Genomic DNA, 22,668 nt, shown 5'->3' with positions numbered 1-22,668 from the left:
AACCCTGTAGCCTCAAGGACGAAGGGTATTAATCTAAACGCGGATAACTGTCAGCTATCTTATCGCCGGTAAAATGTGCCACCCACCCTTCTGGATTATCAAATACCCGGATTGCGGTAAAATTCGGTGCTGAACCCATGTCGAACCAATGGCGGGTATCTGCTGGCACTGACAGCAAGTCATTCTTTTCACACAGGATTTGGTAAATTTTATCATTCAGATGCAAGCAGAATAGCCCGCTGCCCTCGACAAAAAAACGCACTTCATCTTCACCGTGGGTATGTTCTGATAAGAATTTATCGCGCAATACTGTGCGCTGTGCATTATCAGGGCGCATGCTTATCACATCCCAGCTCTGATAGCCTTTTTCAGCCACTAAGCGGTCAATTTCATGTTGATAAGCAGCAATCACGGTTTCTGCTTGTGGGTTTTCCCCCAATTCACGGTCTGCCTGCCAGCGCTCAAAACGCACGCCAATTGCCGTCAATTCCTGTTGGATTTCGTCAGCATCAAAGCTTTGCCATAGCGGCTGTTGTGGCTGATGGTCACTGAAAATGGTTAATCCGCTCATGCTGTAACATCCTCTGCTATTTATTTAAAACGCGCTAAGTCTAGATTATCAAAACGCTTTACTTGTGAATGGCGGCTTTCGCTATCAGGAAGGTCACGAATCAACTGACAGGTATGCCAGCCGGCAAGCTGGGCGGCATCCAATTCCTGGTGAATATCAGATAAAAACAACAAGTTTTGTGGTGCGATAGCCAGCTGGTTGGCTATATTAAGGTAAGCGCTTACTTCGCGTTTTGCCCCCACATGGGTATCAAAATAGCCACTGAATAAGGGGCGTAAATCCCCCGCATCACTGTAACCAAACAGTAATTTCTGGGCATCAACCGAACCGGAAGAATACACATACAACCCCAGACCTTGCTGGTGCCATTCAGCCAGTTGCTGAGCAACCTCTGGATACAGATGCCCCCGAAAATCTCCTTGCAGATAACCGCTACGCCAAATAATGCCCTGAATGGCTTTTAATGCCGTGGATTTGCGGTCTTCATCCATAAAACGGTGCAAGGCGGCAATCAACGTTTCAGTCTCCGCTGCCGGTTGCTCAATCTCACGGCGTAAATCAGCCAGTGCAGCAGCAACCTCTTTATCTTGTTGATGCTCAAGAATAAATGGTGTCAATCGTTCGCGGGCATAAGGAAACAGCACTTGGTGAACAAAACGAATGTCGGTGGTGGTGCCTTCAATATCGGTCACTATTGCCTGAATCATTGGGCCTCCAGCCTTAAGGGATTACGTTAAATAAACGCCGTTGCAGTTCACACTGGAATAAGAATTCCAATCCTTCCAAATGGCGGCGGGCTTCAGACACGCTATTGCCCCAGCAATACAAACCGTGGCCGCGCACTAAAAAGCCATAACGTAGCGGGCTATGGTCTGCCAGTGCTGCCACTCGCTGCGCCAGGGCAGGAATATCCTGATCATTATCAAAAATAGGAATAATGACTGAGTCAAGATGGCTGCGCTGCCCTGCTAGCGATTTTTGCATCTCATAGCCCTGCAATACTAATTCATTGCTGCGCTCGACCCGCGATAGCACAGTGGCATTCACCGAGTGAGTATGTAAGACCGCATTGATTTCAGGGTATCGGCGATAAAGCAAAGTATGCAGGCCGGTTTCTGCCGAAGGTGTGCGACCGCTGGGCACATGGTTATTGGCCGTTTCCACCAGCAGAAAGTCATCTGCGGTCAAGCTGCCTTTATCTTTGCCAGATTCGGTCACTAAACATTGTGTTGCGTCCAGCCGCAGGGACATATTGCCGCCGGTCGCCGGGCACCAGCCCTTCTCGCCGATCCAGTGGCAGGCGGCGAGCAGCGCGCCGAGTTGTTCATTTTCTGTCATTGCATATCCCTGTTGTGGTGTTGCTGTGCTATGGCCTGTTGCTGCTGTAATAAGCCAGATAATTATTGTTAGCACAATTTTAACTATGCTTAGCATTTTTTGGCATTTAGCCGTTTAAACATCTAAGCGTCTTGATTGCCAAATCTTAACATCGTGTTATATTGACAGCAACATACCGCGCCAGAGTATTCATCAGCTATGAGCAGTTTATCTTTTATTCCAGACAGTAAATTACCTGCGCAAGGCACCACAATCTTCTCGCAAATGAGTGCCTTAGCACAAAAGCACCAAGCAATTAATTTGTCGCAGGGTTTCCCGGATTTTGATGGCCCCGATTATCTAAAACAACAATTGGCTTATCATGTGAGCCAGGGGGCCAACCAATATGCGCCAATGACCGGTGTGGCTCCGCTGCGCCATGCCATTGCTGAAAAAACCGCTAAAACCTATGGCTGGCAGCCCGATGCAGACAGCGAAGTCACTGTCACCACCGGTGCCAGCGAAGCCTTATTTGCCACGATCACCGCGTTGGTTCGCCCGGGTGATGAAGTTATTTGCTTTGATCCCAGCTACGACAGCTATGCCCCAGTGATTAAATTGGCGGGCGGCATTCTTAAGCGCATCGCACTAAAACCCCCAACATTTGCCACCGACTGGGCTGAGTTTGCCGACCTCATTTCTGAGCGCACCCGGCTGGTGATTGTCAATACGCCGCACAACCCTTCGGCGACGGTGTGGCGGGCAGAAGATTTTGAACAATTGTGGCAAATCATTGCTGAGCGCAATATTTATGTACTGAGCGATGAGGTATACGAACATATCTGCTTCAGTGAAGCTGGGCATGCTAGCGTTTTAGCCCATCCGCAGCTGCGGGCGCGGGCGATTGCGGTTTCGTCTTTCGGCAAAACATTTCATATGACCGGTTGGAAAGTCGGCTATTGCATTGCTCCTGCGGCGATCAGCGCCGAAGTCCGTAAAATTCATCAATATCTGACCTTCTCGGTGTGTACACCGATTCAGCTGGCACTGGCCGACATGCTAAATACCGAGCCGGAACACTGGCAGCAATTACCCGAATTTTACCGTGCTCGCCGTGATCGTTTTACTCAAGCTTTGTCAGCCAGCCGCCTGAAAATTCTGCCAAGTGAAGGGACTTATTTCCTGCTGGCCGATTACAGTGCCATTTCTGATCTGGATGATGTGGCATTCTGCCAATGGCTGACCGAACATGTGGGCGTGGCCGCCATTCCATTATCGGTATTCTGTGAAGGCCCCTTCCCTCATAAACTGATCCGGTTGTGCTTCGCCAAGCAGGATGCCACGCTGGACGCCGCTGCGGAGCGATTGTGTCAACTTTAAAACTGACTTTGCTGCAACAGCCGTTAGTGTGGTTGGATGCATCAGCAAATCTGCGCCACTTTGACATCCTGCTGGAACCCTTACAGCAGCGGGATGTTATTGTGCTGCCAGAAATGTTTACCACTGGTTTTGCTATGAATGCCGCAGAAAATGCGCTGCCGGAAATCGAGGTCATTAGCTGGTTACGCCATTGGGCAGCGCGCACAGATGCCCTGATTGGCGGCAGTGTCGCCCTGCAGACACCAGAAGGCGCGGTTAACCGTTTTCTACTGGCGGAGCCAAATGGAAAAATCCATCGCTATGATAAACGCCATTTGTTCCGCATGGCCGGTGAGCACCATCACTATCAGGCGGGCAAAGTGCGTAACATCGTGGAATGGCGCGGTTGGCGCATTTTGCCGCAAGTCTGTTATGACCTGCGCTTTCCGCTGTGGTCGCGTAACCGACAAGATTATGATTTAGCATTGTATGTGGCTAACTGGCCAGCAGCTCGCGCCAAACACTGGCAAACATTGCTGGCAGCAAGAGCTATCGAAAATCAAGCTTATGTCGCGGGCTGCAATCGGGTCGGCAATGATGATAATGGACATTATTATCAAGGTGATAGCCTGATTATAGATGCACAAGGCGAGATTCTGGCACAAGCCGCAGCGGGGCAAGCAGCACAGTTGGATGCTGAATTATCCTTAGATAAACTGAAAAATTATCGCGATGCCTTCCCGGCATGGCGCGATGCAGACGACTTTTTATTGTTATAAATGAATCACAATATGATGTGCGCCGGGGAAGACCGGAAAAAGAGTAAAGCGCCCGGTTTAAGGGCTCCTGCTCCAGAGATGCTTTCCCCTTGGCTGCGCACCAATATTATGCCCACAGCCAATATTAATGAAGCGCCATGCGGGCTGCTTAGCATCTGTCCAAGCAACTGCCATTATTTTATTTCAGCGCTGTCACTCCAAGCGCGTGCATTAATATATTATTTATTAATTGGTTGAGTCAGCAATTGGTTGAGTCAGTAATTACTTATCACTTTCCGCCTGATAAATATTCCATGCGGCTTGCAGCCCCGCCCCCTGCACAGTAGCAAATCCTAAACGGTTCAATACCGCCTCCAATGCCACCAGCGTTTGCATCACACAATCTTTGCGGGCGTTATATCCCATAGTACCGATGCGCCAGATTTTGCCATTCAATGGCCCAAATGAAGTGCCAATTTCAATACCAAAATCATTTAGCAGCAGTTGCCGAACTTGCTCGCCGGGAATGCCCGCCGGAATAACGACCCCCAGCACATTATTCATCCGGTGCTGCATATCGCCAAACACAGCCAACCCCATGCCCTGAATACCTGCCAGCAGTGCTGCGCCATGTAAGGCATGGCGGGCAATGCCATTATCCACACCTTCTTCCAGTATGACTCGCGCACATTCTCGCGCCGCAAATAACATGCTAGTGGCTTCAGTATGGTGATTCAGGCGCTCTGGCCCCCAATAATCCATGATCATTCCCAGATCAAAGTAATTGGAATAAATAATTTCCTCGTCGCCATCCCGGCTATCCTGAGTCCGGATCCCCTGCTCAACACATGCACGACGCCGAATCTGTGCAACGAATTGCGGGCTAAGTGTCACCGGAGCACTGCCAGATGGCCCACCGAGGCACTTTTGCAACCCAGCCGAGACCGCATCCAGCCCCCATGCATCCGTCTCCAACCGATTTCCGCCTAGTGAGGCAGTGGCATCGGTATAGAACAAAACCTGATGGCGGCGGCAAATTTCGCCCAATTCAGCCAGCGGTTGCAGCAAGGTTGTTGAGGTATCGCCATGCACCGTCAGCAGCAGGCGCGGGCGTACTTTTTTGATAGCATCTTCAATCATATCTGGGCTGAATACTTGGCCCCAAGGCACCTCAATAACATGTACCTCGGCCCGGCAACGGCGGGCGATTTCACAGAGTAAATGGCCGAATCGACCAAAAACCGGCACCAGCACTTTATCGCCGGGGCGGATAGCGGACAGCAAAATCGCCTCGATACCCGCGCGAGAAGTGCCATCCACTAACATTGTCCACTGGTTTTCTGTCCGAAATACCCCGCGATACAGCGCCATCACCTGATTCATGTACTCGGTCATCGCCGGATCATACTGCCCAAGCAGCTGGCAGGACATCGCCCGCAGCACCCGTGGGTCGGCATTGACTGGCCCCGGCCCCATTAGCAGTCGTGCTGGTGGATTTATCTGATTAAACAGTGGATTTTGGTTAGCTGCCGACATAAAAAGCCTCCATTTCTTACCCAAATCAGTATGCTGCTTCTCACGCCCGACAGTGAGTTTTGCCGCCAATATGCTCTCTCGTATGCGGCCTTTTACACTTGCTGCTAGAGGCTCGGCAGTCTGGACATAGCACTCCGACGATGTCGTAAAAGGCTGGCGAAGAGTGAGAGTAAATAATCTGATACCACTCACAGGGCGTGATATCAGATTCTGGGCGATTCAGTAAAACGAATAAGCGAACTGAGCCCTTTAACTTCTCTACTCAATTTAACTTCCCCGCTCAACTCCCTGGCGAATAAGGCGAGAAAAATCCTCATCTATTAATGCCTTCTCCGGCCTTTTAATAAGACATTGTTTTTTCAGCTGTTCAAAAGGCAGGCTATTATCTAATAAGCCGAGTTCATAGATATATTGATCGGCATAGCCGCTAACCAGGACTTTCCAGCTATAACGAATTTCATCAGAAACCGCAGCCGCATGGTGCAAAATATTGCTCGTACAATTATTAAATAGCGTGTGATAAAACTCGGGTTGGCCATCCAGTTGCTCCATACGTTGCAAATAACTCAGAAAAACAGCCTGGGCCGTCTCTGGTGAAATCTGAAGGGGATAAAGATAAACCCGCTCTTTACGCACATCGGTTCTAACACCGATTAAGTCCCGCTCATCGGCAAGGACATAGGTCAACATATAGTGTTTGAAAAAACCACGCCAGATAGAATATTGCTGGTCGCGACTACGCCGCGTTTCAATCGAAATAGCCAAATGACGGCCATCTTCGAAACCAAAACTCAAAAACAGATGCGCAATAGCCGTGCCAGACCAGTAGGAGGACACCACATCGACTGTCTTGAGTTGGCTAATATCAATCTCTGCATCGTACCAATCGTGCACATATTCATCACGCGTGGATTGATATCTGAAATTACGAATATTGCGCAGCCCTATTTTACCCTGCGCCCGCCACTCCACCTGCGGTAACCTGGCGTATTCCAACACCCAGTCTTGGTCATTACTTGCGATGGGTGGGGTCAACCACGGAAACATTGCCATAATTGCTACTTACCTTTGCCATTTGAAGGCTCATTGCGAGCATCTTCCTCTATCGTGGCCTGCGCTTTTTCCTTACGCCATTGCTGGCGCAAAGCAGACATTTTCCGCACGGCACGGCGGATGGTGGCTACCCAGCCCGCTGGCCGAGGGTCCGCCAACATGCTGAGCGCCCGTGCGTAGTCCAGCGTCAGTCCTGGTGTCCAGGCCATGGTTTTGGCGCGTTTACGTATTTGTACCGCCACCCATAACTCCGGCGTCGTGAGAATTTTACTCAACACCCACCAGTGACCACGTTGTCCCCATATCTTACCCACCACCCCCTCCAGCGCAGCTTCAAGCCCTCGCGCCGCACTGCTGGAGCAATTACGATGAGTAAGGTTATAGGTATTATCTTCACGATAGATTTCCCAGAACCGTTTCAAACGTTTAGCGTCGTAGTTTCTGATCCGCACCTGTGTGGTTGAAGGGCACCATTTTTCAGATTCAGTCACATAATCTGGCTGAAATTGCCCTTCGACATTATTGTCTGCCGTTGCCCGCAGCAAGCGGGAAAATTGCTCTGGCGACCGGTCAAGATCGACTGCCGGATAGAGGCTGATATAGACACCCTCCGGAGATTCCAGCGCAGCATGGCCGGTGGAAATCACCCCATTTTTATCCACCGCCGCAATATAACGATCAATTACCGGATGGGGCACTATTGTCCCCTTAGAGGAACCCACGGGTGTCCAGACATGCACGGTCAATGCAGGTTCATCAGCAGCAGGAGGGCCATCCCACTCCGTCACCATAGGCGTTGTTGCTGCACTACTGGATTTCTCCGCGGCCTTATTACCCAAAAATGCGGGATTGACCTTCAGTTTTTTGACGCGCATCGCCAACATAACCATATTCCACCCGCCAAACATCAATCCCAAACCTAAACAATAAGGCACGGTGCCGGCGTAATGGGTCGGATAGGGCTGGAAGAAGAAAATGGCTATCATGACTTCCAATACACCGCCAGCCACCACAAACTTCCAGTTTTTATAGCGCACAACCCCAGCACTAACGATTTGCAATAATCCATCGGCCAAGAATAACGTGCCGAAAATCATCGATAAAATGAAATGGCCATGATGCTGCCCGCTCAAGATCAATAATGCAGCCAGTGAAAATGCCCCACCTTTTACGTAACGTAAGGTTCGTTGCCCACCGATGCCCGTATGCGCGACCATCAACGTCGCCACGCCCTCAAGCAGTAACAGACATGCAAAAGGATTTAAGGGAAAATAAATCACGTTATCCAACGCATCGATGAAGACGATTAAGCCCGCCAATACCCCCAGGCAACCAGCAATCATTAATCCGCGCCAGCGATTACGCAGATAATCCACCCCCAGTAAAATCATCACCAACTGAACCATTCCTTTACACCCCCGCCTATCTCTTTTAATTGTAAGGCGGCTAAAGCCCCACCTGATATGCTAAAAATAAACAACATAAACCAACCGCAAAGTAACTCAGCCATCAACGGCAAGTACTGGGCGCTAATTCTTTTGCTACCCGGCAATGATTAAACTTCAGCGCATTTGGTATCGGCACAAACAAGAATTTTCTCTCTTTTCCAGCAAACTGATTTTTCATGCGCCACTATTTTGAACCATTGGTTTTGGCCAGCAGAAACAAGCCGCCACCCTCAGCCGGTTTATAATCTTGGTTTTCGGGCTTTAACATCGCCACTTGGCGTGCGCTCAGCACTCTGTGGCGGCCTCTATTTGTTAATAGAAAGCTGGGCCCCTAAAAGAATATAGATGCTCGTAGGTCTATCTTGATACTGGTTGGAATTAAAAATAGATAAAAACACTATAATACAATAGTTTTAATGTCTATCAGTTGATGTGAGAGAAGGATGGAGATAGGCCGCAAGCGATGGATGACAAGTAAACCGTGCAGCACTCACACACACCTTACCGGTTGCGATCCCAGAGGCTAAATAAATACCAATACCTTAATAACTGAGCCCATCCCTAAATCAAATAAAATTATCCCTTGGTTTAAAACTCTTATTTATCTAATACTGTCACTCTTTTCAATTCAGAATAATTTTCCATGATACAAAAAACCGAAAGTGCCGGTTTAAGTCCAGCCATGATTGTATTGATGTCAGTGGCTACCGGACTGGCCGTTGCCAGCAACTATTATGCCCAACCCTTGTTAGAAACTATCGCGCAAGCTTTTAATCTGTCAGTCAATCAGGCCGGTTTTATCATTACTGCGGCTCAGTTGGGTTACGCGGTCGGATTAATGTTCCTGGTGCCGCTGGGGGATATGTTCGAACGTCGTGGGCTGATTGTCAGTATGACCCTGCTGGCTGCCGGTGGCATGTTAATCACCGCCATGTCGCAAAATCTCACCATGATGATCCTCGGCACCGCCCTCACCGGCTTGTTTTCTGTGGTAGCACAATTGCTGGTGCCATTGGCCGCCACCCTGGCCGCACCGGAAAAACGCGGTAAAGTGGTCGGCATTATCATGAGCGGCCTGTTGCTGGGTATTTTACTGGCGCGAACCGTGGCGGGCGCATTGGCCTCTATTGGCGGTTGGCGCACTATTTACTGGGTTGCCAGCGCATTGATGATAGTTATGGCACTGATTTTATGGCGCTATCTGCCGCGCTATAAACAACAAACTGAGCTGAATTACGGGCAATTGCTCGGCTCGATATTTTCTTTATTTATCCGCACCCCAATGCTGCGCACCCGCGCCCTACTTGGCGCATTATCATTTGCCAATTTCAGTGTGTTGTGGACATCAATGGCCTTTCTGCTGGCGTCTCCCCCCTTTGGTTATTCAGAAGCCACCATTGGGCTGTTTGGTTTAGTCGGGGCGGCCGGGGCATTAATGGCGACCAAAGCCGGCCAATTAGCCGATAAAGGTAAAGCCCGCATGACCACCAGCGCCGGCTTGATATTATTGCTGCTGTCATGGATTCCAATCGCATTTGGGCAACATTCAATCCTGGCGCTGATTATTGGGATTATCGTGCTGGATTTAGCGGTTCAAGGGGTTCACGTCACCAACCAGAGCGTTATCTATCACATGATGCCGGAAGCCAGAAATCGGTTAACCGCCGGCTATATGACCAGTTATTTTATTGGTGGGGCATTAGGTTCGCTGATTTCAGCCGCCGCTTATCAGCACGCAGGTTGGTATGGTGTTGCCAGCGCCGGGGTCGTGTTGTGTATCTTGAATATAATCACCTGGTTGACGGGTAAACGGTTTGATCCTCCGGCAAATCAACCCGCCAATCAACCTATTAGTTAGCTAACTAATAGTCAGTATGGATATAAATTTGGGTTATAGGGTATTAAGACAATTACCACTCTGGTAATGTTAGCTAACAAGTTATTTTACCCTGCAACCCAAAACGTATTCTATGCAAAGCCAAATTACCGCCGCCCCGCCAACAACTCAGTCGACAGCCACCTTTGCAGAAGGCATTACTGATAGCCTCCCCATTGTTATCGGTTATTTGCCGGTAGCTTTCGCCTTTGGTCTAAGCTCGGTGAAACTTGGTTTCAGCTCGTGGGAAGCTATTTTCTTCTCCTGCATTATTTATGCCGGTGCCAGCCAATTCGTGATAACCGCCCTGCTCAGTGCGGGGATGTCATTGTGGGTTTCCGCCCTGACAGTGATGGCAATGGATATCCGCCATATCTTGTACGGCCCGGCACTTAAACACCGCATTGTGGCGAAACTCTCCGGTAAAAAAACCGCCTTATGGGCCTTTGGCTTAACCGATGAAGTATTTGCCGCCGCAACCACCAAATTAATGAAAGACCAACGCCGCTGGAGCGAAAACTGGATGCTCGGCATTGCATTCACTTCGTGGCTATCCTGGGTTGCTGGTACCGCAATTGGCGCAATATTTGGTAATGGCCCACTAGAAAATTACCCGGCAATTGAGGCGTCGCTCTCCTTTATGTTACCCGCGCTGTTCCTGAGTTTTTTATTAGCGTCGTTCAAACGCCAATACAGCCTGACAGTGATAGCCTCACTCGCCGGTGCTTTGCTTGGCGTATTACTGTTTTCTATTCCGGTGGCTATTTTGGCCGGCATTGGTGGGGGATGTCTGGCAACCCTGCTCCAACCCGCAGCAGAAATACCCATTGAGCAGAATAAGAATAATGAACAGGAACCAACGCCGTGAATACTGAGGTTTTGATCATCGGTTTAGTGGTGGGAACCGTAAATTATCTGTTTCGTTATTTACCCCTGCGTTTAGGGCCAGCCCGCAAATCAGCGGGTCTGCAACGGGGGAAAATCTCTCTGTTACTGGACAGCATTGGCATCGCCTCTATATGTGCCCTGTTGGTGGTTTCCAGCACCCCAGAAATCATGCATAACCCGCAAAAATTAATTCCCACACTTATTGGTTTTTTGGTTATTTGCGGGTGCTTTTATAAAACCAACAGTATTATCTTCGCCACATTACTGGGTGCACTCAGTTATGGTCTGACATTCAAATTACTGATGCTTCTGGCGTAACAATTTGCTTAATTTTTGAGTCAAAACACAATATCCTTACAATTAATAATACTATTTATTTACAGACAGTGACGGAATAACACTAATTGCTAAATTTTTACTTAATTATACCGTTTACATTATTAGTCACTATCGTTACTGTACCATTTGAAATTAATGAGGTTCCTTATAATGGAAAGTTCGTTTAGTCCCATAGAAGAGATGCTTAGTTTTCGTGCAAAACGTGAGAAAGATTTCCCTTATCAGGAAATTCTGCTGACGCGCTTGTGTATGCATATGCACAGTAAATTGCTAGAAAACCGCAACAAAATGCTAAAAGCTCAAGGGATTAACGAAACCCTGTTTATGGCATTAATTACACTCGATGCTCAAGAAAGCCACAGTATCCAACCCTCAGAATTAAGTGCTGCACTGGGTTCCTCTCGCACCAATGCCACCCGAATTGCAGACGAGCTGGAAAAGAAAGGTTGGATTGAACGTCGTGAAAGTCTCAATGACCGCCGTTGTCTGCATTTGCACCTAACCGAGGCGGGTGTCGAGTTTTTAAATCAGCTGCTTCCCCCACAACATAAATGTCTGCATTTTCTTTGGTCAACACTTGATGCCGACGAACAGCAACAGCTTGAAATGCTGACGCGTAAGCTACTGACTCGTTTGGATCAAATGGTAGTACCGGAACAGTAATTCCATACGATATCTGTCCAGGTAAAAACTAAGTCATTCCCCATATAGCTGGAGGATCGTGCCCTTTTTCGCTGTTTTTTAGCGGCGGGCGGTGACTATAGCGAGAATATTGCGCCTCAGTTTTAAATGAGGGATTCCAGCAATACAGCTGATGGATGGGGAAAATGCGGCAATCGGGTCACAAAAAAACAATATAAAATAATAGAGCTTGGAGAACACCATGAGTGCAAACGCGGAAGCTCAAAACCCGCAACAACCGCAGAACAAAAAGAGTCAACGCAAACGCGTGCTGATGTTACTGACGGTTATTTTTATCCTTATTGGCGTGGCCTACCTTATTTATTGGTTCCTGGTGCTACGTCATCATCAAGAAACTGATAATGCTTATGTATCTGGCAACCAGGTTCAGATAATGTCGCAGGTTCCCGGCAGTGTTATCAGTGTTAATTTTGAAAATACTGACTTTGTCAAAAGCGGTGATGTGCTGCTTGCGCTGGATCCCACAGATGCTGAACAAGCTTATGAGCAGGCAAAAACTGCACTGGCGAACACCGTGCGCCAAACCCACCAGCTCATGGTGAATAGCAAACAATATCTGGCTAATATTGCGCTGAAAAAAACCGAATTAAGCAAAGCACAAAATGACCTGCAACGCCGGGTGGTGTTGGGGGCGGCGGCGGCGATTGGCCGTGAAGAGCTGCAACATGCCCGCGAGGCCGCAGAGGCTGCGCAATCTTCATTAGATGTGGCTATTGCACAATACCATGCCAACCAGGCACTGGTGCTCGATACCCCGCTGGAGAAACAACCGGCAGTTGAACAAGCCGCGGCCAAGCTGCGCGATGCCTGGCTCGCACTGCAACGTACCAAGGTTGTTAGCCCTATCACCGGTTTTGTTTCGCGTCGCAGTGTGCAAGTGGGCGCTGAAATTGCCAATGGTGCACCGCTGATGGCGGTCATTCCGGCCAATGAGATGTGGATTGACGCCAACTTTAAAGAAACCCAGCTGGCCAATATGCGAATCGGCCAATCCGCCACGGTAGTGACTGATTTCTATGGTGATGATGTAGTTTATCAAGGGAAAGTCGTGGGTCTGGATATGGGTACCGGCAGTGCTTTTTCACTGTTACCGGCGCAAAATGCCACGGGTAACTGGATAAAAGTGGTGCAGCGCCTTCCGGTGCGTATTGCGTTGGAGCCAAAACAACTGGCTGAACATCCGCTGCGTATCGGCTTGTCGACCACCGTGAGAGTGGACACCGCCAATCCCGAAGGCCTGGTGCTGGCCCAAAGTGTGCGTAAAGATCCGGCCTTCGTCACCGATGCCCTGTCACTCGATTTAGCCCCGGTTAATCAAGTCATTAGCGATATTGTTCATGCGAATGCAGGCTAAACGCGCCGGAGGCTACTGTGGCACAAAAACCGCTTGAAGGTGCCCAACTTGCCTGGATGACGGTCGCGCTATCATTAGCGACCTTCATGCAGGTGCTGGACTCCACTATTGCTAACGTGGCTATTCCGACCATTGCCGGGGATCTGGGTTCGTCTAACTCTCAGGGCACCTGGGTTATCACCTCGTTCGGTGTGGCAAATGCGATTTCAATTCCCATTACCGGCTGGCTGGCAAAGCGCATTGGCGAAGTTCGATTATTCCTGTGGTCAACCGGGCTATTTGTACTCGCCTCCTGGCTGTGCGGTATTTCAAACAGCTTGGGAATGCTTATTTTCTTCCGGGTCATTCAAGGACTGGTCGCCGGGCCATTAATCCCGCTATCGCAAAGCTTGCTACTGAATAACTACCCCCCCGCGAAGCGAAGTATGGCATTAGCCTTGTGGTCGATGACCATCGTCGTCGCCCCCATTTTTGGGCCGATCCTTGGCGGTTATATCAGTGATAACTATCACTGGGGCTGGATCTTCTTTATCAACATCCCAATTGGGCTGGTGGTAATTTTAGTGGCGAGCAGCACTCTGAAAGGGCGAGAGACCAAAACTGAAATCAGACCTATTGATACCGTGGGATTGGTCTTATTGGTAGTCGGTATCGGTGCCTTACAAATCATGCTAGACCAAGGTAAGGAGCTGGATTGGTTTAACTCGACTGAGATTATCGTCCTGACGGCCATTGCCGTGATTGCCATTACCTTCCTGATAGTGTGGGAGCTAACCGACGACCATCCGGTAATCGATTTGTCATTATTCAAATCGAGAAACTTTACCATTGGCTGTTTGTGCATCAGCCTGGCCTATATGTTGTACTTTGGCGCGATTGTCTTATTGCCCCAGCTACTACAGGAGGTCTATGGCTACACCGCCACTTGGGCCGGCTTGGCATCCGCACCGGTGGGAATATTGCCGGTGATACTGTCACCTATTATTGGTCGCTTCTCTCATCGGATTGATATGCGACAGCTAGTGACATTCAGCTTCATTATGTATGCGGTTTGTTTCTACTGGCGGGCATATACATTCGAACCGGGAATGGACTTTGGTGCCTCTGCCTGGCCGCAGTTTGTGCAAGGTTTTGCCATTGCTTGCTTCTTTATGCCACTCACCGCCATTACCTTATCTGGCTTAGCACCAGAGCGGATGGCGGCGGCATCCAGTTTGTCTAACTTCTTGCGCACACTGGCCGGATCGATTGGTACCTCAATCACCACCACTTTGTGGACGCAGAGAGAGTCGCTGCATCATTCGCAACTAACGGAGTTTGTTAACCCCTTCAACCCGAATGCGACACAGACTTACCAAGAGTTGGAGAAACTGGGAATGAGCCAGCAACAGGCCTCGGCTTATTTGGCGCGGGAAATCACTAATCAGGGGCTGATAATCTCGGCCAATGAAATATTCTGGCTCTCGGCTGGGGTATTCCTGCTGCTGCTAGCATTAGTCTGGTTTGCCAAACCGCCATTTACCTCCGGTGGTGGAGGCGGTGGCGCGCACTAGCGGCGTGAATGTGGGCCAATAAAAAGGGGCGCGGATTAATACCTGCGCCCCTTTTTTATCTTTATTATTCAGTCAAGGCCGAAGGGTATTATTGGGCGCTATTTTGACGCCACCATTCTGCTAAGAGAATCCCGGTCGCCACTGAAACGTTCAAGCTTTCAACTCGGCCTGTCCCGCCGATAGACACACTCATGTCACCTTGCTGCCAGGCGCTGTCTGTCAGGCCATCACTCTCTTGCCCTAAGACCAATACCATTTTGGCTGGCAGTTCTGCTTTTGACAGACTGACACCTTTATGACTTGAAGTGGTGACGATGGTGTAGCCGGCCTTGCGGAAGGTATCCAGCACGGAGAGGAAATCATCCGCATTGATTGCTTTGATATGCTCTGCGCCGCCTTCTGCTGTCCGAACTGCTGCACCTGATTCCAGTATTGCCGGGTCTTGTAATAACACGCCGTTAATACCAAAGTGTGCACAGGTACGCATAATGCCGCCCAGATTATGTGGGTTACCCACGTCTTCCAGTGCCAGTACGCAATCTTGCGCCTGAGTCTGCTGTTGCAGATAGGTTTCGGCATCCAAACCCTGACGTTTTTTAATCAGGAAGCACACACCACCGTGGTGCTCGGTACCGGAGGCTTTTGCTAATTCATCTTCTTCAACCACATGGTAAGCCTTGCGGTTAGCCGCCATCCATTTTAGCGCTTCGCGAAAACGTGGGGTAACTGACTGCACAAACCAAGCGCGCACGATAGCATCAGGACGGCTTTCAAACAGCGCTTTACAGGCGTTTTCGCCATAAACACGCGTTTCTTCTGCTCGCTGGCGACGTAATTGCGCCGGGTCAACATGGCTTTTACCGCTGATACCGCCGTGATCAAACTCGGGTTCTTCTGATGGCGCACGAGACACGGTTTTCCACGGTGAATCGTAAGGGCCACTGCTGTCAGAACGCGCCGGGCGGTTAGAACTTGGGCGTTCATTACGGCCGGAATCATTACGACGAGAATCATTATTACGCTGTGAACTGCCCTGACTGGCATTATCACCCGGACGGCCTTTGCCCGCCGGACGCTGGTTTTTACCGCGATTATTACGGTCATTACTGTTACGGTCATTGCTGTTACGGCTGTCGCTGCTTTCGTCACTACGGACGTACATCACTTTAACTTTGCCGTTCTTACCACTAAATGAATCGTTCATTGTCTTCTCCACCAACGCGCAGGGCGCGAAGATTACCTGATGTCTGCCCGGTTAGCCATAAGCAAGCACTAAAAGCTACCAACTATCGTATTCATCGAATAAACCTTTTTGGCACTTGGCTCATTTATATCCATAATAGGGTAACAACGAAACACTGCAGCTCACTTCTGCTGCCTGGTTTCTCTTATCTACTGAGATACAAAATAAAGGCTAATTTATGAATACGGTATGTACAGCTTGTATGGCGACCAATCGCCTGCCGGAAGAACGTATTGATGACGGCGCTAAATGTGGGCGCTGTGGCCACTCTTTATTTGATGGCGAAGTGATTAACGCCACTGCCGAAACGCTGGATAAATTGCTGCAAGACGACCTGCCGGTTGTCATCGATTTCTGGGCGCCCTGGTGTGGCCCTTGCCGCAGTTTCGCCCCTATTTTTGCAGAGGTTGCCGCAGAGCGCGCGGAAAAAGTACGTTTCGTCAAAATCAATACTGAAGCAGAACCCGCACTCAGCACTCGTTTTCGTATCCGCAGTATTCCCACCATTATGCTGTATCGTAACGGCAAAATGGTCGACATACTTAGCGGCGCAGTGCCCAAAACACCTTTTGATAATTGGTTAGATGAGCAATTAGCCGCCGCGCCACAGACACGCTAAGCTAGTTTACTTCATTTATTGCTCATTTGGGGGCATTCCCCTTCAGAATTAAATCGACGCCCCGGGCAGCTTTCTGTCAGGGGCGTTATTTTTCTATAACTCAGGCCAGAGGTTCATTAGAATAACGCTATTTCTTTAGGAGTCCGTCGTGACGGAAACATTTATCCACGAGCAGCCATTGCCCGTAAGTATAACGACGGAAAATGCAGTATTACGTCTGCGTCGCCAGCGGCTGGCACTCTCTACCCGCCCTTATCGCGCCCGAGGTTGCCGTGCTATTCGCTGCCAAGGTTGCTTGTTGGTGGAGCATCTTTGCTTGTGTGACACTATCAAACCGCAAGCGGCGAAGAGCCAATTTTGCCTGATTATGTTTGATACTGAGCCACTAAAACCCAGCAATACTGGCCGCCTAATTGCCGACATTTTGCCCAATACCCAGGCGTTTCTCTGGGCCAGAACTGAAGTTTCTCCAGCACTGTTAGCTGTAATAAATGACCCGCAGCATCAGCCTTATGTGGTATTTCCAGAGAAATATGCCGATCCCGAGCGGCAGGTACTCAATCAATTGCCCATCAGCGATAAACCGCCATTATTTATTCTGCTGGACGGCACCTGGACTGAGGCCAAAAAGATGTTTCGCAAAAGCCCGTATCTTGCCAATTTACCGCTGTTGTCACTGAATGTCAGTAACGCCTCTGATTATCTGCTGCGCGAAGCACCACGCCCGGAGCAACACTGCACGGTAGAGGTTGCTGCGGCCCTGCTCCAGCAAGCCGGTGACCTTCAAGCCGCTGAAGGATTAACTGCGCATTTTCATTATTTTCGCCAGCAATATTTAGCGGGAAAACCTCATCATCCAGTGGCCCGAGTCACAGCAACTGGCGAAAATATCGCATAAAATCAGATGAGCAGCCTTTAACTTATACCCCATAGATTTCTGGGCACAGGAAGGCGGCACGTAAAAGACAAATCTGGTTGCAAACCAATTTGAACAGCGCTGGCGCAGGCCCAAGGGGTGAGCGAGTGCGGCCAACAGACCTGCAACTTGAAAGCTGACGGGGATAAACCATGAGTCAACGTGGATTAGAAGCACTGCTACGCCCAAAGTCGATTGCGGTTATCGGCGCGTCTGAAAAACCAGAGCGGGCGGGTTTTCTGATGATGCGCAATTTGCTCGACGGGGGCTTTAATGGCCCGATCCTACCGGTAACCCCCAGCCATAAAGCCGTGTGCGGTGTGCTGGCTTATGCAACTATCGCCAGCCTTCCCATCACCCCTGATTTAGCTATTTTATGCACTCACGATCAGCGCAATCTCTCCCTGCTGGAAGATTTAGGGGCTCGTGGCTGCAAGGCCGTGATTATTTTGTCTGCCGCCACCGAGCAACTCGCCGAGCTAAAAGCGTGTGCGCAGCGCCATCACATGCGCTTACTTGGCCCAAACAGCTTGGGCTTGCTAGCACCGTGGCAAGGGCTAAATGCCAGTTTTTCACCCGTTCCAATTAAAAAAGGCCGACTGGCGTTTATTTCCCAGTCAGCGGCGGTGGCAAACACCATTTTGGACTGGGCGCAGCAACGGGAAGTGGGCTTCTCTTACTTTATTGCACTGGGTGATAGTCTGGATATTGATGTCGATGACTTACTCGACTTCTTAGCCCGCGATGGCAAAACCAGCGCCATTATGCTGTATATCGAACATCTTAGTGATGCGCGCCGCTTTTTATCCGCCTCTCGCAGTGCTTCGCGCAATAAACCGGTTCTGGTGGTCAAAAGTGGCCGCAGCCAACGAGCCCAGCAGTTACTCAACGCCCAGCAAGGATTGGATGCCGCCTATGACGCAGCTATCCAACGCGCGGGTTTGCTGCGGGTTCAGGATACTCACGAATTGTTCTCGGCGGTCGAAACCCTCAGCCATATGCATCCATTGCGCGGAGAGCGCCTGCTGATTGTCAGCAATGGTGCTGCCCCCGCGGCGATGGCATTGGATGAGCTGATCAGCCGCAATGGGAAGCTGGCGACACTCTCTGATAGCACGCAATCCGCCTTGGGCGCGGCGCTGCCATCTTTTGTTTCCTTACGTAACCCAATAGACCTGCGGGATGATGCTAGCGCTGAGCGCTATTTGGCGGCGGTTAAACCGCTGCTGGACAGCACTGACTATGATGCGCTGCTGTTGATTCACTCCCCGAGTGCCGCGGCTCCGGGCAGCAAAACCGCCGAATTATTGATTTCTGCTATTCGCCAGCATCCGCGCGGCAAACGCATCACTTTACTGACTAACTGGTGTGGTGAATATTCATCACAAGATGCCCGCCGCTTATTCACAGAAGCGGGGATCCCAACCTACCGCACACCGGAAGGTGCAATTACCGCGTTTATGCACATGGTGGAATACCGCCGTAACCAAAAGCAGCTGAAAGAAACGCCCGCATTACCTGTCGGTCTCACGGCCAATACAGCTCATGTACATCAGTTGATTCGCCAGGCACTGGCAGAAGGCACGACTCAGCTCGATACTCATGAAGTACAACCTATCCTTGAAGCTTATGGCCTCAATATGTTGCCGACCTGGATTGCCAGTGACAGTGTCGAAGCGGTACATATCGCCGAACGTATTGGTTACCCGGTTGCCATCAAACTGCGCTCGCCAGATATTGCGCATAAATCAGAAGTTCAGGGCGTGATGTTGTATCTGCGTACCGCAATTGAAGTCCAGCGGGCTGCTGACGATATTCTTGACCGCGTCAAACGCACTTACCCCCAAGCCCGTATCCACGGGTTGCTGGTGCAAAGTATGGCGAACCGGGCCGGAGCACAGGAGCTGCGAATTGCCGTCGAGCAAGATGCCATCTTTGGCCCACTTATCATGCTAGGGGAAGGGGGAATTGAATGGCATCATGAAACCCAAGCCGCAGTCGCCCTGCCGCCACTCAATATGGCACTGGCTCGCTACCTGATTATACAGGCGGTCAAAGGCGGAAAAATTCGTAATCGCGGCTCAATGCAGCCTTTAGATATCCCAGGGCTCAGCCGCTTACTGGTGCAAGTATCCAACCTGATTCTGGATTGCCCTGAAATCTCGCGTTTAGATATTCACCCAGTGCTTGCTTCAGGCAGTGAATTCACCTTGCTGGATGTTTCAATGCAGTTGTCCCCAGTCACTGGCGATCCGCAAGCCAGACTGGCTATCCGCCCCTACCCCCACGAGTTAGAGCAAAAAGTGGTGCTTAAAGATGGCTCTGAATGTTTGTTCCGCCCAATTTTGCCGGAAGATGAGCCACTGCTAAAATTGTTTATTGATCAGGTCACTAAAGAAGATCTCTACTATCGCTACTTCAGCGAAATCAACGAATTCACTCATGATGATTTGGCGAATATGACGCAAATTGACTATGATCGAGAAATGGCCTTTGTGGCGGTTCGCCAGCAGGTGACAGGGGCGGAAATCATTGGTGTCACACGCGCACTTTCTGATCCCGACAATATTGATGCCGAGTTTGCGGTACTGGTGCGATCTGATCTCAAAGGGCTGGGGCTTGGACGAGAGTTACTGGAAAAAATGATCCAGTATACGCGCAGCCACGGGCTAACACGCCTAACCGCAATCACTATGCCCAATAACCACGGCATGATTGGTTTGGCAAAAAAACTCGGCTTTAGTATTGAGGTACAAATGGAAGATGGGATCGTTAATCTGGAGCTGACACTTTGAGTTCAATCATATCAATCGAAGTGATATTGGCCACCTAGATAGGCGATTCGGTCTACGGCAGGCAAAACTTGCGCACAATCCGGAAAAGTAGTGGTATTATCGCCCAACTCTATGGATTAGTGTTTTTTTGGATATGGCGGTTCTGCCATAAAATAACAAGAGAAGAAGCGCACTGTGATGTTGTCAAAATTCAAACGTAGCAAACATCAACAACACCTTGCACAACTGCCCAAACTCCCCCAGCCAGTTGATGATGTCCAAACGCTTTATTGCCCCAAGGTTTTCCGCTCTACACTGCTGGAATTAATAGGCCAGGCGACCAAACGTATTTATCTGGTGGCGCTATATCTGGAGCAGGATGACGCAGGCCGTGATGTGATGAACGCCCTCTATCAGGCAAAGCTGTTACATCCTGAACTAGAAATTTCTGTGCTGGTAGACTGGCATCGCGCCCAGCGTGGCCGCATCGGAGCCGCGGCGGTCAATACCAATGCAGATTGGTATTGTGAGATGGCAAGCAAGCATCCCGATGTGTGTGTCCCTGTGTATGGTGTTCCAGTGAATACCCGAGAAGCCCTTGGCGTATTGCACCTGAAAGGTTTTATCATTGATGACACCGTGATTTACAGCGGTGCCAGCATCAATGATGTCTATCTTCATCAAAACGATAAATATCGTTATGATCGCTACCAATTAATCAAGAACCCATTATTAGCCGATATTATGGTGGGTTATGTAAAACAGCAGGTATTGAGTGCTGGTGCGGTGCAACGTCTTGATCGCACTGATCGTCCGACCAATCCTGAGATCAAAAATGAAACCCGGCAGTTTCGCTCGTCACTGCGCGACATCGGCTATCATTTCCCAACACAAGCTGGCAATGACGAATTAGCCGTCACCCCATTGGTTGGGTTAGGTAAAAAAAGCCAATTAAACAAAACTATTCATCATTTAATGGCTTCAGCTGATGAGCAGCTCACTATCTGTACGCCTTACTTTAATCTGCCCGCGCTGCTGGTACGCAATATCATTTATCTGCTGCGCGAAGGTAAACAGGTTGAGATAATTGTTGGCGATAAAACAGCGAATGACTTTTATATTCCTGAAGATCAACCATTTAAGATTATCGGCGCATTACCTTATTTGTATGAAATAAACTTGCGCCGTTTCCTTAGCCGTTTACAACGCTTTGTTGATAATGGGCAACTTATCGTGCGCTTATGGAAAGATGGCGACAATACTTACCATCTGAAAGGAATGTGGGTCGATAATAACTGGCAATTAATTACCGGTAATAACTTGAATCCGCGAGCATGGCGTCTGGATCTGGAAAATGCCATTTTGATCCACGACCCTAAACATGAACTGCATGAACAGCGAGCGAAAGAGCTGGAGTGCATCCGCACCCATACTAAAGTGGTTTCGCACTACCTTGATCTCGAAAATATTCAGCAATACCCCGTCAAGGTTCGCAAACTAATCCGTCGTCTGCGTAGAATTCGTATCGACCGGCTTATTAGTCGTATTCTGTAAATCTAAAATAAATATCTGTTTATATGACTTAATAGCAATCTGTTAAGTCGCAAATGAGCAGTAGCACAATCTACGTGCTATATGAAAATCCGTAATCTTATTAAAAGTTACGGATTTTTTTATGCTTTTGAGTCAGAAGATAAATACCCTACAGAAATTAACCTCCACCCAATTCTCTTTCCGGCCGGAAAGCGGAATAATAGCTTTAAACTGTAGCTATTTATCTCACAAGCATTAGTTTATATGCTGGTTTTATTATCTCCGCCAGAGGAATACAGCATGTGGTGCTCACCTTATTTACGCTCTTTAATTCTTGCTCCACTGCTTTTCATTAGCTCGGCATGTACTCATATGGCTAATGACAGTTGGACAGGGAAGGATAAAGCGCAACATTTTTTTGCCTCTGCTGCTTTAGCCGCTGCGGGCACCGCTTATGGTGAGCATCAAAATTGGTCAGATGCTAAAAGCCGTAATTTTGGTTTACTGTTATCGATAGGTATTGGTGCGGGTAAAGAACTGTATGATAGCCGCCAAAATGGCACTGGCTGGAGTTGGAAGGATTTTGCCTGGGATGTCGCGGGAGCAGTTACCGGTTATAGCGTCTATCAGGCAATAAACTAGCACTAACCTTGGCATAATAGAGCTTCTCTATCATAGTTTTGCCCTCACCAGATTCGCTTATTCTGATGCAATCACAGACAAATCCTGCTCCTATTAACCACAAATAGCTCCAGTTAAACAGCTGGGGCCCATTTATTACTCGTCTATCTTTCATATATAGCAAAACAATCGCCTCAAAAAACCTTTT

At 49.2% G+C, this 22,668-nt stretch carries 20 protein-coding genes; 13 read left to right on the top strand and 7 right to left on the bottom strand.

The window, feature by feature from the left end:
• Positions 1–28: 28 nt before the first annotated feature.
• The 3 genes from YROHD0001_RS00880 to YROHD0001_RS00890 are packed head-to-tail and all read right to left on the bottom strand — an operon-like array spanning position 29 to position 1,909.
• On the bottom strand, positions 29–571 hold the full coding sequence (locus tag YROHD0001_RS00880) for a 1,2-dihydroxy-3-keto-5-methylthiopentene dioxygenase (RefSeq protein WP_004716739.1): 543 nt from the start codon (positions 569–571) through the stop codon (positions 29–31).
• Positions 572–591: 20 nt separating this feature from the next.
• The gene (gene mtnC / locus YROHD0001_RS00885; RefSeq protein WP_004716738.1) at positions 592–1,278 is read right to left on the bottom strand and encodes an acireductone synthase; all 687 of its coding nucleotides are present in this window, start codon (positions 1,276–1,278) and stop codon (positions 592–594) included.
• 13 nt (positions 1,279–1,291) lie between these two features.
• Positions 1,292–1,909, bottom strand: coding sequence for a methylthioribulose 1-phosphate dehydratase (locus YROHD0001_RS00890; protein WP_032818346.1), 618 nt, complete (start codon positions 1,907–1,909; stop codon positions 1,292–1,294).
• Positions 1,910–2,107: 198 nt separating this feature from the next.
• On the opposite strand from YROHD0001_RS00890, the gene YROHD0001_RS00895 reads away from it, so the two are divergent.
• The gene (locus YROHD0001_RS00895; protein WP_004716735.1) at positions 2,108–3,268 is read left to right on the top strand and encodes a pyridoxal phosphate-dependent aminotransferase; all 1,161 of its coding nucleotides are present in this window, start codon (positions 2,108–2,110) and stop codon (positions 3,266–3,268) included.
• The gene (locus YROHD0001_RS00900; RefSeq protein WP_032818344.1) at positions 3,256–4,026 is read left to right on the top strand and encodes an amidohydrolase; all 771 of its coding nucleotides are present in this window, start codon (positions 3,256–3,258) and stop codon (positions 4,024–4,026) included. The genes YROHD0001_RS00895 and YROHD0001_RS00900 overlap by 13 nt, the downstream gene beginning before the upstream one ends.
• Positions 4,027–4,287: 261 nt before the next feature.
• Here YROHD0001_RS00900 and YROHD0001_RS00905 read toward each other — a convergent pair whose 3' ends face one another.
• The 3 genes from YROHD0001_RS00905 to YROHD0001_RS00915 form a co-directional block, all read right to left on the bottom strand.
• Complete coding sequence (locus YROHD0001_RS00905) at positions 4,288–5,541, bottom strand: pyridoxal-phosphate-dependent aminotransferase family protein (RefSeq protein WP_032818339.1); 1,254 nt, start codon at positions 5,539–5,541, stop codon at positions 4,288–4,290.
• A gap of 267 nt (positions 5,542–5,808) precedes the next feature.
• Complete coding sequence (locus YROHD0001_RS00910) at positions 5,809–6,594, bottom strand: Lnb N-terminal periplasmic domain-containing protein (RefSeq protein WP_004716731.1); 786 nt, start codon at positions 6,592–6,594, stop codon at positions 5,809–5,811.
• Between the two features lie 5 nt (positions 6,595–6,599).
• On the bottom strand, positions 6,600–8,000 hold the full coding sequence (locus tag YROHD0001_RS00915) for an HdeD family acid-resistance protein (protein ID WP_032818337.1): 1,401 nt from the start codon (positions 7,998–8,000) through the stop codon (positions 6,600–6,602).
• Between the two features lie 688 nt (positions 8,001–8,688).
• Between YROHD0001_RS00915 and YROHD0001_RS00920 the strand changes: the two genes are divergently transcribed.
• The 6 genes from YROHD0001_RS00920 (at position 8,689) to emrB (ending at position 14,754) form a co-directional block, all read left to right on the top strand.
• Positions 8,689–9,900 carry an MFS transporter gene (locus YROHD0001_RS00920; RefSeq protein ID WP_186373540.1) on the top strand — a complete coding sequence of 404 codons (1,212 nt, stop codon included), beginning with the start codon at positions 8,689–8,691 and terminating at the stop codon, positions 9,898–9,900.
• Between the two features lie 112 nt (positions 9,901–10,012).
• Positions 10,013–10,786, top strand: a complete 774-nt coding sequence (locus YROHD0001_RS00925; protein WP_004716726.1) for an AzlC family ABC transporter permease — start codon at positions 10,013–10,015, stop codon at positions 10,784–10,786.
• Positions 10,783–11,124, top strand: a complete 342-nt coding sequence (ygaH, locus tag YROHD0001_RS00930; protein WP_032818335.1) for an L-valine transporter subunit YgaH — start codon at positions 10,783–10,785, stop codon at positions 11,122–11,124. Before YROHD0001_RS00925 ends, ygaH begins: the two co-directional genes overlap by 4 nt.
• Positions 11,125–11,295: 171 nt before the next feature.
• On the top strand, positions 11,296–11,808 hold the full coding sequence (mprA, locus tag YROHD0001_RS00935; RefSeq protein WP_032818333.1) for a transcriptional repressor MprA: 513 nt from the start codon (positions 11,296–11,298) through the stop codon (positions 11,806–11,808).
• Positions 11,809–12,028: 220 nt separating this feature from the next.
• Positions 12,029–13,201, top strand: a complete 1,173-nt coding sequence (emrA, locus tag YROHD0001_RS00940; protein ID WP_004716721.1) for a multidrug efflux MFS transporter periplasmic adaptor subunit EmrA — start codon at positions 12,029–12,031, stop codon at positions 13,199–13,201.
• A gap of 17 nt (positions 13,202–13,218) precedes the next feature.
• Positions 13,219–14,754, top strand: a complete 1,536-nt coding sequence (gene emrB / locus YROHD0001_RS00945) for a multidrug efflux MFS transporter permease subunit EmrB (protein ID WP_004716718.1) — start codon at positions 13,219–13,221, stop codon at positions 14,752–14,754.
• Positions 14,755–14,842: 88 nt separating this feature from the next.
• On the opposite strand, the gene YROHD0001_RS00950 is transcribed toward emrB, so the two are convergent.
• Positions 14,843–15,958, bottom strand: a complete 1,116-nt coding sequence (locus YROHD0001_RS00950; protein ID WP_004716716.1) for a tRNA/rRNA methyltransferase — start codon at positions 15,956–15,958, stop codon at positions 14,843–14,845.
• A gap of 217 nt (positions 15,959–16,175) precedes the next feature.
• Here YROHD0001_RS00950 and trxC point away from each other — a divergent pair, with 217 nt between their 5' ends.
• The 5 genes from trxC (at position 16,176) to YROHD0001_RS0118840 (ending at position 22,481) form a co-directional block, all read left to right on the top strand.
• A complete protein-coding gene (gene trxC, locus YROHD0001_RS00955; protein ID WP_032818331.1) occupies positions 16,176–16,616 on the top strand; it encodes a thioredoxin TrxC in 441 nt (146 codons plus the stop codon).
• A gap of 148 nt (positions 16,617–16,764) precedes the next feature.
• Positions 16,765–17,514 (top strand): tRNA-uridine aminocarboxypropyltransferase, encoded by a 750-nt coding sequence (locus tag YROHD0001_RS00960; protein WP_004716711.1) that lies wholly within the window; start codon positions 16,765–16,767, stop codon positions 17,512–17,514.
• 170 nt (positions 17,515–17,684) lie between these two features.
• Entirely contained in the window at positions 17,685–20,327 is a 2,643-nt protein-coding gene (locus tag YROHD0001_RS00965) for a bifunctional acetate--CoA ligase family protein/GNAT family N-acetyltransferase (protein ID WP_004716710.1), read from the top strand.
• Between the two features lie 180 nt (positions 20,328–20,507).
• Positions 20,508–21,860 carry a CDP-diacylglycerol--serine O-phosphatidyltransferase gene (gene pssA, locus YROHD0001_RS00970; protein ID WP_390620188.1) on the top strand — a complete coding sequence of 451 codons (1,353 nt, stop codon included), beginning with the start codon at positions 20,508–20,510 and terminating at the stop codon, positions 21,858–21,860.
• Between the two features lie 279 nt (positions 21,861–22,139).
• Positions 22,140–22,481, top strand: a complete 342-nt coding sequence (locus tag YROHD0001_RS0118840; RefSeq protein ID WP_032818328.1) for a YfiM family lipoprotein — start codon at positions 22,140–22,142, stop codon at positions 22,479–22,481.
• Positions 22,482–22,668 lie beyond the last annotated feature (187 nt).

This window comes from Yersinia rohdei ATCC 43380, from assembly GCF_000173775.1.
GTDB lineage: Bacteria > Pseudomonadota > Gammaproteobacteria > Enterobacterales > Enterobacteriaceae > Yersinia > Yersinia rohdei.
Note: the sequence above shows the minus strand (reverse complement) of the source record. Positions and strands in the feature narration are given on the sequence as shown.